The organism is Gammaproteobacteria bacterium (assembly GCA_037388465.1).
GTDB lineage: Bacteria > Pseudomonadota > Gammaproteobacteria > SpSt-1174 > SpSt-1174 > JARRKE01.
Map to the genome: position 1 here is coordinate 1 of JARRKE010000081.1, position 8,701 is coordinate 8,701.

Annotated in this window: 10 protein-coding genes; 3 read left to right on the forward strand and 7 right to left on the reverse strand. The window is 62.9% G+C overall.

Annotated features, from left to right (window positions below):
• Positions 1 to 318: 318 nt before the first annotated feature.
• The 3 genes from P8Y64_12250 to ccmA are packed head-to-tail and all read left to right on the forward strand — an operon-like array spanning position 319 to position 2,589.
• Entirely contained in the window at positions 319 to 1,137 is an 819-nt protein-coding gene (locus P8Y64_12250; GenBank protein MEJ2061236.1) for a substrate-binding domain-containing protein, read from the forward strand.
• Positions 1,138 to 1,150: 13 nt separating this feature from the next.
• Positions 1,151 to 1,858: an ABC transporter permease gene (locus P8Y64_12255; GenBank protein ID MEJ2061237.1), complete on the forward strand. Its 708-nt coding sequence runs from the start codon at positions 1,151 to 1,153 to the stop codon at positions 1,856 to 1,858.
• A complete protein-coding gene (ccmA, locus tag P8Y64_12260) occupies positions 1,855 to 2,589 on the forward strand; it encodes a heme ABC exporter ATP-binding protein CcmA (GenBank protein MEJ2061238.1) in 735 nt (244 codons plus the stop codon). The genes P8Y64_12255 and ccmA overlap by 4 nt, the downstream gene beginning before the upstream one ends.
• Here ccmA and P8Y64_12265 read toward each other — a convergent pair.
• The 7 genes from P8Y64_12265 to P8Y64_12295 all read right to left on the reverse strand — a co-directional run.
• Entirely contained in the window at positions 2,557 to 2,763 is a 207-nt protein-coding gene (locus P8Y64_12265) for a DUF6494 family protein (GenBank protein ID MEJ2061239.1), read from the reverse strand. The two genes, ccmA and P8Y64_12265, sit on opposite strands and share 33 nt — an antisense overlap.
• Before the next feature lie 62 nt (positions 2,764 to 2,825).
• A complete protein-coding gene (locus P8Y64_12270) occupies positions 2,826 to 4,070 on the reverse strand; it encodes a (Fe-S)-binding protein (GenBank protein MEJ2061240.1) in 1,245 nt (414 codons plus the stop codon).
• The gene (locus P8Y64_12275; protein ID MEJ2061241.1) at positions 4,067 to 4,711 is read right to left on the reverse strand and encodes a hypothetical protein; all 645 of its coding nucleotides are present in this window, start codon (positions 4,709 to 4,711) and stop codon (positions 4,067 to 4,069) included. The genes P8Y64_12270 and P8Y64_12275 overlap by 4 nt, the downstream gene beginning before the upstream one ends.
• Before the next feature lie 105 nt (positions 4,712 to 4,816).
• Positions 4,817 to 5,890 carry a formate dehydrogenase subunit gamma gene (locus P8Y64_12280; GenBank protein ID MEJ2061242.1) on the reverse strand — a complete coding sequence of 358 codons (1,074 nt, stop codon included), beginning with the start codon at positions 5,888 to 5,890 and terminating at the stop codon, positions 4,817 to 4,819.
• 11 nt (positions 5,891 to 5,901) lie between these two features.
• Positions 5,902 to 6,108: a hypothetical protein gene (locus P8Y64_12285; protein MEJ2061243.1), complete on the reverse strand. Its 207-nt coding sequence runs from the start codon at positions 6,106 to 6,108 to the stop codon at positions 5,902 to 5,904.
• A gap of 21 nt (positions 6,109 to 6,129) precedes the next feature.
• Positions 6,130 to 6,726: a formate dehydrogenase FDH3 subunit beta gene (fdh3B, locus tag P8Y64_12290; protein ID MEJ2061244.1), complete on the reverse strand. Its 597-nt coding sequence runs from the start codon at positions 6,724 to 6,726 to the stop codon at positions 6,130 to 6,132.
• Positions 6,727 to 6,760: 34 nt separating this feature from the next.
• Positions 6,761 to 8,701 (reverse strand): molybdopterin-dependent oxidoreductase (locus P8Y64_12295; GenBank protein MEJ2061245.1); only part of this gene is annotated, 1,941 nt, incomplete at its 5' end.

Genomic DNA, 8,701 nt, shown 5'->3' on the forward strand with positions numbered 1-8,701 from the left:
TCACGGCCTGTTCCTAATCCTTTGGTGGTGATCGTTTTTCACACCCGGAACCTGGGGCGATATGTCTCAGGACTTAGGCCAGATTGACCCACTCAGGGCGTGCTTTTTATGTCCTAGAATCGGCGTTCAATGAGTATAGGCGCTTACGGCGGAAATCTCGCAGGTCTGGAAAATCCTCACCAAAACGGGCTGATATGGCCATTCCTGCAGGCGATTCGGGGCATTTTTCCAGGGCCGGACCCCACTTTGGCACCCTGCTTGCTTTGAATGGATTTGGACCCGTTCATTCGATAACAACCAAGCCAAAGGAGATCCGCCATGCGTTGGCTCAAGCCACTGCTCGTACTGCTTGCCGCCCTGCTGGTCGTTCCCACCTATGCGACGGCCGATTCGGGCAAAACCATTCTGCTGGCCACCACCACCAGCACCGACAATTCAGGCCTGCTCAAGGTGCTTCTGCCCGCCTTCACCCGCGACACCGGCTATGCCGTCAAGGAGGTCGCCGTCGGTACCGGCAAGGCCCTGCGCATGGGCAAGGACGGCGACGCCGACGTGGTCCTGGTCCACGCACCGCCCGCGGAAATGAAATACGTCGACCAGGGCTGGTACGTGAATCGCCGCTACGTCATGTACAACGACTTCGTCGTCGTGGGACCGGCCAGCGATCCGGCTCATATCAACGGCATGAAGGATGTCGCCAAGGCGTTCGCCAAGATCGCCCAGTCGAAAAGCACCTTCGTCTCGCGCGGCGACGATTCCGGCACGAATAAGAAAGAGTTGATCCTGTGGAAGGATGCCGGCGTCAAGCCGTCCGGCAGCTGGTACCGCGCCGCCGGCCAGGGCATGGGCAAGGTGCTGCAGATAGCCGGCGAACTGGGCGCCTACACCCTCACCGACCGCGCCACCTGGCTCGCCTATCAGAGCAAGCTGCCGCTCAAGATCCTGGTGCAGGGCGACAAGCGCCTGTTCAACCCCTACCACGTCATGGCCACCAATCCGCAGAAGTATCCGGACATCAAGTACATGGGCGCCATGTCCTTCGTGGCCTGGATCACCTCGCCCGAGGCCCAGAAGCTGATCCGCGACTACAAGGTGAAAAACCAGCAGCTGTTCACGCCCACCGCGGTGACGCGCTGACGGGAACGGGTCTATGGAAGGCCAGAGCATCTACGAGGCTTGCATACATGCGATGGTGCTGCTCTTCAGCGGGAACCCCGACCTGTGGCGCATTATCTGGACCTCGTTCTCGGTGTCTCTGCGCGCTACGGCCATCTCTACACCCATCGTGGTGCTCCTGGCCTTCCTCCTCGCCTACGGCAGGTTTCCCGGGCGGACGACCCTGGTCTATATCTTCAACGCCCTGCTCTCCTTTCCCGCCGTCGTCGTCGGGCTGACGCTGTACCTGGTGCTGTCCCGCAGCGGGCCGCTGGGCGACCTGCACCTGCTGTTCACGCAAAAGGCCATGGTGATCGGCCAGATCATGCTGTCGCTGCCGCTGATGACCGTGATGTGCCTGGTGGCTTTCCAGGGCGGCGACCGGCGCGCCTGGGAAACGGCGCGCACACTGGGCGCCCCGCCGTGGCGTGCCTTTTTAACGGTGGTTTACGACGTTCGCTTCGGACTGATCGCCGGCATCATCGCCGGTTTCGGCCGGGTGATTTCGGAGGTGGGCGTCTCGCTGATGGTGGGCGGCAACATTCTCAACTTCACCCGCAACATCACCACCGCCATCGCCCTGGAGACCAGCAAGGGCGCCTTTTCGCAGGGTATCGCCCTCGGCTTCGTGCTGATGCTGCTGGCGTTCACCCTGAACCTGATGCTCACCCTGCTGCAGGGCAGAAAGGAAGGGCCGCTGTGAGCGTCCTGGGCTTCGATCAGATCCGGAAATCTTATGGCCGGCGCATCATCCTGGATGACGTCAGCCTGAACCTGGAAGCGGGCCGTTTGATACTGCTGGTCGGCCCCAACGGGGTCGGCAAATCCACCCTGCTGAAAATCATCGCGGGCCTGATCCGGCCGGACAAGGGATGGGTGCGCTGCGACGGCAGCCTGATGCCATGGCAGCGCGCGTTGCGCCGTTACCGCCGCAAGGTCATCTACCTGCATCAGGACCCCTATTTATTCAGAGGCACCGTGCGGCAGAACCTGGCCTACGGCCTGCGTCTCAAGCACCTGCACCGCGACGAACGGGAACAGCGCGTCGAGGAGGCCCTGACCTGGACCGAACTCAAGGACCTGGCGGAGGAACGTGCCCACCGCCTGTCCGGCGGGCAGCGTCAGCGTGTCGCCCTGGCACGGGCCTGGGTCATGCGCCCCAAGGTGTTGCTGCTGGATGAACCGACGGCGAGCCTGGATCCGACGGCAAAAGGACGGGTGCGGGAGATGCTGACCGACCTCAAGGCCTCGGGAATTTCGCTGGTGGTCACCAGCCACGAACCGCAGCACTTCGCGGGGATCGAGAATCTCTGCCTGCGGTTGCAGGATGGCCGTCTAAGCGAGGAATCGCCGCAGGCCGGCGCCAGCGTGCATCCGCTGTATGCGCTTCAGGGCGGGATTTCAGCCGAGCCGCACCTCTCCTTCGATCACTAGCGGCTCGTCCCGCCCTTCCACGCTCAGCTGCATGCTCACTGCCAGGATTTCGTTGCCCTGCAACTTCCCTTCGCGTATGGCATCGTCCACGTAACGCTCGATTTCACGCTGGGAAGTGATGCCGACCTTTTTCAGAAAGGACCGCAGGCTGGTATTGAAGACCTCTGCATCCATCCGATGCTCCGTTGATGCGGATTCAAACATGTCAGACAAGCGGCGGACGCCGATGTTCTCGCCTAGTCCTGCAGGTGTTCGGCCACCAGCTCGACCAGGCTGAGGTTTTCCTTGTCCCAGCCGGCGTGCTCGATATCCTCGTCGAAGATCAGCCGGCAGTTGGAGCAGGACGAGACCATGGCTTCGGCGCCGGTTTTGGCAACCTGTTCGCGCTTGATCTCGAACACCTTGTATTGCAGTTCCTTGGCGCTGGTAAGCGTGGCCACCCCGCCGCCACCGCCGCAGCACCAGTTCTGGTTGCCGGACGGCTGCATTTCGACGAAATCCGTGGCGAAGGCGCTCAGCACGTTGCGCGGCGCTTCGGTGGCGCCGCCGCGCCGCACGATCTGGCAGGGATCGTGGAAGGTGACCTTCTTTTGCATCGGCTTGAGCCTGAGCTTGCCGTCCTGACGCAGCTGCTCCAGGAACTCGGAGATGTGCAGCACCGTGAACGGCAGCTCGCGGCCCATGATGTTGGCGGCGTTCCAGCGCATGACGCCGTAGGCGTGGCCGCATTCCGGCACGATGACGGTTTTTGCCCCCACCGCTTCGGCGGCCTCGACGACGCGCGTCACCATGGTCTTGGCGATTTCGCGGTCGCCGGCGAGATAACCGAAGTTGGTCGCCTCGTAGCCCTTGCTGGAAATCGTCCAGCTCACGCCGGAGTGGTTCATCACCTCGGCCATGGCGGCCACGTCCTGGGGATACTTCATCACCTCGATCGAGGACAGGGTCAACAGTACGTCCGCTTTGTCCTTATCCAATGGAATATCGACCTCGTGCTCGTCGGCGACCCAGTCGATGCGCTCCTTGAGCAGGTTGGGGGTGACGCCGAGCGGGCTGCCCTCGTTCCGGGAACGCTCCGCCACCGCCTTGAGTTCGGGCGGCGCCATGTCGTTGTCCATCATCGCCCGGCGGCAGACGCTGACGACGTAGGCGATGTCGATATCCATGGGACAGACCAGCGTGCAGCGGCCGCACATGGTGCAGCTGTCGTAAAGCAGTTCGCGCCAGTCCTCGACCTCCGCGTCGCTGACCTCCGGCGGTGCCAGCCCCAGCGCGCGCTTGAGGCCGGCCAGCGGCGACATCTCACGCTGGTAGGTGCGCAGCACCGGTTCGAACTTCAGCGCCGGGACGTATTTGGAGTCCCCCGTCATTTCGTAAAAGTGGCAGGCCTCGGCGCAGTTCCCGCAATGGACGCAGGCATCGAGATAGGCGCCGAAGGTGCGGTCCATCTCCTGGGTGATTTGTTTCATGACGGGGTTCATAGCACCTCTCCTCTACGGCCGTACACCTGCCCGGTATAGCTGCGGCTGAATATGAAGGTGAAGGTGTGCATGAGGCGGCTGAACGGGAAGTACAGCATCCAGACCTCGACCACCAGCATGTGCAGGCCGCGCAGGAAAACGTCCTCGCGCGAAAGCGCCATGCAGCCGGTCAGCAGCACCAGCAGGGTGAGCAGTGCGACGACGTGATCGTCCCGGTCCGACAGGCGGCTTTGCACCGGGTCCATCAGGCGGCGGATGTACAACAGGATCAGGCTGCCGAAGGCGATCTCGGCGACGACGATGAAGGCCCAGTCGGGCAGTACCGGCCAGCCGAAACCGAACACGTGGTCCCTGAGAAATTCCATATGCGGCGCGGCGAACAGCAGCAGCACGAGCAGCCCGATGTGAAACAAATAGCCGACGTAGAAATTGAAGCTGGTACGCCCCAGGAAGATGGAGCGCGGCACGAAGTGGCGGAAGTTGGCGACCAGCGCGCCGGTTGAGGAGGAAGCCTTGGCCAGCGAGAAATCGCGACGCTTGGCGAATCGCAGCAGGCTGGCCAGACGCCAGACGATGCCCACCACGAAGACGAAGGCGGTGAAATACCAGAGCGGACCTTCAATGAATTGAATAAGCGACATGGCGGCGCTCCTTGTTGTTTTATGCCGCGCTGCGCGAACCCGCCAGAGCGAATCTGCGCAACGCCAGGTTACCGATGCTCCCAAGCCGACAGGCTTTTTGAATCGTCACGTCGTGCGGTGCTGCGCCCCCTGCCCGACTCGATGTCCCTCCACCTCGCCGATGGGTTTGACATTGCCCTGCTTGTCCATGGATTCGTACCAGCGGTCGTGGTGCTCCTTCGCCCAGTTGGCGTCGACATGCCCCTTGACCATGGCGTCCAGCGCCCCTTCCATGCCGACCGTGCCGATATAGATGTGGCCGAAGGAGGCGGCGATGAAGATGACGGCGGTGATGGCATGAATCATCTCGGCCAGCTGCATGAGCTCGCGGCTCTGGCCGAAGTTGGGGAAATCCAGCACCAGACCGCTGCCGGCGACGACGATCCCGGCGATGGTGGCCAGCCAGAACCAGCTCTTCTCGCCGAAGTTGTAACATCCGGCGCTGACGTGTCCCTTGCCGACCATGCCGCCGCCCTTGAGCAGCCACTTGATGTCGCCGCGTTCGTAGAAGTTGCCGACGATGAAGGTCACCACCAGCATCAGCACCGCCACCACGAACAGCGGGCCGACGAAGTTGTGAATCTGCTTGCTGGCCATGGCGATGACCGAAAAGGCGTCTTTACCCATGATCGGGATCAGCACCGCGCGGCCGTAGAAGATGGCCAGGCCGGTCAGCGCCAGGATGACGAACGTCGTGGCGGTGAACCAGTGCACGATGCGCTGCCAGAGCGAAAAGCGGATGACGCGCATGTCGGACGGCCCCGCCTCGACGCGGATGCGCCCCCTGAAGGTGAGAAACACCGCGATCGCCACCAGCACGATGCCCATCAGCCAGCCGCCGTAATTGGCGATCGGGCCGTTACGCAGCTGGCGCCAGTTCTGGCCGCCGTTCTGGATCAGTACGTCGGCGTCCGGCGTATCCGCGGTGGTGTAGCCGACATCGCCATGGCGCACCTCGCGCCAGAAGCCGGCGCGGGGATTGTCCGTCTGCGCGCCCTGCGCCGAGGTCTGCGCCTGGCTGACCGCCAGGGGAATCAACAGCGGCACGCACAGCGCCAGCGCCACGGCACCCGTCAGGAGCAGCGCGCGCCAGGAGCGCCATTTGCCTGCCCGGGCCTGTTTGAGAAGCGATTCGTTCATCATCCACCCCCTCAACGGTCGTCGAATGCGACGCGGGCGCGGTCGTCGAGTTTCTTGGTCAACTCGGGCGACTTGAGTTTGGCGATCAGGGGATCGGCAGGCCCTTTGTAAACGCCCGGCTTGTGTACGGCGACGTCCGAGGGATTGCGGTAACAGCCCGCCACGCCGAGCACGCCCAGCATCGTCAGGCCAATCAGTAACACTTTTACGTATTTCATGTTCCGATCCTCACGCCAAGCTCACAGGGCCTGCATGTAGGCGCGTTCCCAGCCCCAGGTATCCGGGCGCGTACCACGCTTCATGACGCGTTTGAGATAGATCTTGGAAATGACCTCGCCGTCGCCCGCGAGCAGCGACTTGGTCGCGCACATCTCGGCGCACAGCGGCAGCTTGCCTTCAGCCACGCGGTTGGAACCGTAGGCCTCGTACTCCTCCTTGGAGTTGTCCGGCAGCGGACCGCCGGCGCAGAAGGTGCACTTGTCCATCTTGCCGCGCGAGCCGAACGCCTCGCGTTCGGGGAACTGCGGCGCACCGAAAGGACAGGCGTAGAAACAGTAGCCGCAGCCGATGCACTGGTCCTTGTTGTGCAGGACGATACCGTCCGGCGTGGTGTAGAAACAGTCCACCGGGCAGACCGCCTTGCAGGGCGCATCGGTGCAGTGCATGCAGGATACCGAGATCGATTTCTGTCCCGGCTCGCCCTCGTTGAGGGTCACCACCCTTCTGCGCTGAATCCCCCAGGGCGTTGCCGGCTCATTCGCGTTCTTGCACGCGGTCACGCAGCCGTTGCAGGCGATACAGCGCTCTGCGTCACACAGGAATTTCATACGTGCCATGGTCGCTCCTCCTGATCTATGTGGCGGCTGCCGGTCATGCCGGTATCACGCGGCACAGGGTGGCCTTGGTTTCCTGCATCATGGTCACCGAGTCGTAGCCGTAGGTGGTCGCCGTGTTGGTCGATTCGCCCAGCACGTACGGGGCCGCATCCTCGGGATAGCGTGAGCGCAGGTCCTCGCCCTCGAAATGCCCATCGAAGTGGAAAGGCGTGAACACCACGCCCTTCGGCACGCCGCGGGTGACCATGGCGCGGATCTTGATCTTGGCGCCGTCCTCCGGCCCTTCCAGCCATACCGTCTGGCCGTGCCGCACCCCGGCGTTGTTGGCGTCGACCGGATTGATCTCCACGAACATCTCCTGCTGCAGCTCGGCCAGCCAGGCCTCGGAACGCGTTTCGTCGCCGCCGCCCTCGTATTCCACCAGGCGCCCGGAGATGTGGATCAGCGGATACTCCTTGCTGTAATCCCTGGCATCCTGGATCGATGCCCAGCGCGTCGGCAGGCGGTAGAACACCTTGCGATCCTGATAGGTCGGATACTTGGTGATCAGGTCGTGGCGCGAGGTGTACAACGGCTCGCGGTGAATCGGCACCGGGTCCGGGAACTGCCAGACCACGCTGCGCGCCTTGGCGTTGCCGAAGGGCGCGCAGCCGTGTTTGATGGCCACGCGCTGAATCCCGCCGGAGAGGTCGATCTTCCAGTTCACCTTATCCGGATTTGCGCCGCCGACCTTCTGAATGGCCGCCATCTCGTCAGGCGTCAGGTCGCCATCCCAGCCCAGCTTGCGCAGCATGCCGAAGGTGAATTCGGGATAGCCGTCCTTGATGTCGGAATCCACCGGATAGGAGCCGTCGGCCAGCAGGCTGACGCCGTCGTGCTCGACACCGAAACGGGCGCGGAAGCACAGGCCGCCCTCGGCGACCGGTTTGCTCGGATCGTAAAGCACCGGCGTGCCCGGATGTTTGATGTCGGCCGTCCCCCAGCAGGGCCACGGCAGGCCGAAGAACTCGCCGTCGCAGGGTCCGCCCTCCGCCTTGAGCGACGTGGTGTTGAAGGTGTGCCAGTTCTGCTGCTGGAGCTTCATGCGTTCCGGGCTCTGGCCGGTATAGCCGATCGTCCAGGTGCCGCGGTTGTATTCGCGGACGATGTCCTCTATCAGCGGCTCCTCGTCGCCCTGGCCGTTCTTGACGATCTTGATGTTCTTGAACATCTGATCGGCGAACCCGAACTTCTTGGCCAGCATGTACATGATGACGTGGTCGGGCTTGGACTCGAACATCGGTTCGATCACCTTGTCGCGCCACTGCAGGGAACGGTTGGATGCCGTTACCGAACCGTAGGTCTCGAACTGGGTCGAGGCCGGCAGCAGGTAGGTATTGTCCTTGCGGTTGCCGAGCACCGCGGAAACGGTGGGATGCGGATCGATAATCACCAGGGTGTCCATTTTCTCCATGGCCTTTTTCTGTTCCGGCACGCGCGTCTGACTGTTGCTCGCGTGCCCCCAGAACACCATGGCGTGGATGCTGTCCTTCTGGGTGATGTTGTTCCTGCTTTCCAGCACCCCGTCCATCCAGCGGGAGACCGGAATGCCGGACATGTTCATCGGGTGAATCTTGCCGCCCTTGCCGTCGTCGTACAGCCCTGGTTCGAATCGGCCTTTGACCCATTCGAAGTCGACGCCCCAGACGCGGGACCAGTGCTTCCAGGCGCCGTCCGACAGGCCGTAGTAGCCGGGCAGCGTGTGGCAGTTCGGGCCCAGGTCGGTCGCGCCCTGCACATTGTCATGACCGCGGAAGATGTTGGCGCCGCCGCCCGAGACACCGATGTTGCCGAGCGCCAGCTGCAGCACGCAGTAAGCGCGCGTATTGTTGTTGCCGATGGTGTGCTGGGTGCCGCCCATGCACCAGACGATGGTGCCCGGATGGTTCTTGGCCATGAGCTCCGCCACCTTGCGCACCTGGTCCGGCTTGGCCCA

Excerpts from the sequence above, each read along its gene's own strand:
- P8Y64_12255 (MEJ2061237.1), top strand. The coding sequence starts at position 1,151 with ATGGAAGGCCAGAGCATCTACGAGGCTTGCATACATGCGATGGTGCTG.
- P8Y64_12265 (MEJ2061239.1), bottom strand. The coding sequence starts at position 2,763 with ATGGATGCAGAGGTCTTCAATACCAGCCTGCGGTCCTTTCTGAAAAAG.
- P8Y64_12250 (MEJ2061236.1), top strand. The coding sequence starts at position 319 with ATGCGTTGGCTCAAGCCACTGCTCGTACTGCTTGCCGCCCTGCTGGTC.
- fdh3B (MEJ2061244.1), bottom strand. The coding sequence starts at position 6,726 with ATGGCACGTATGAAATTCCTGTGTGACGCAGAGCGCTGTATCGCCTGC.
- P8Y64_12275 (MEJ2061241.1), bottom strand. The coding sequence starts at position 4,711 with ATGTCGCTTATTCAATTCATTGAAGGTCCGCTCTGGTATTTCACCGCC.
- P8Y64_12285 (MEJ2061243.1), bottom strand. The coding sequence starts at position 6,108 with ATGAAATACGTAAAAGTGTTACTGATTGGCCTGACGATGCTGGGCGTG.
- P8Y64_12270 (MEJ2061240.1), bottom strand. The coding sequence starts at position 4,070 with ATGAACCCCGTCATGAAACAAATCACCCAGGAGATGGACCGCACCTTC.
- P8Y64_12280 (MEJ2061242.1), bottom strand. The coding sequence starts at position 5,890 with ATGAACGAATCGCTTCTCAAACAGGCCCGGGCAGGCAAATGGCGCTCC.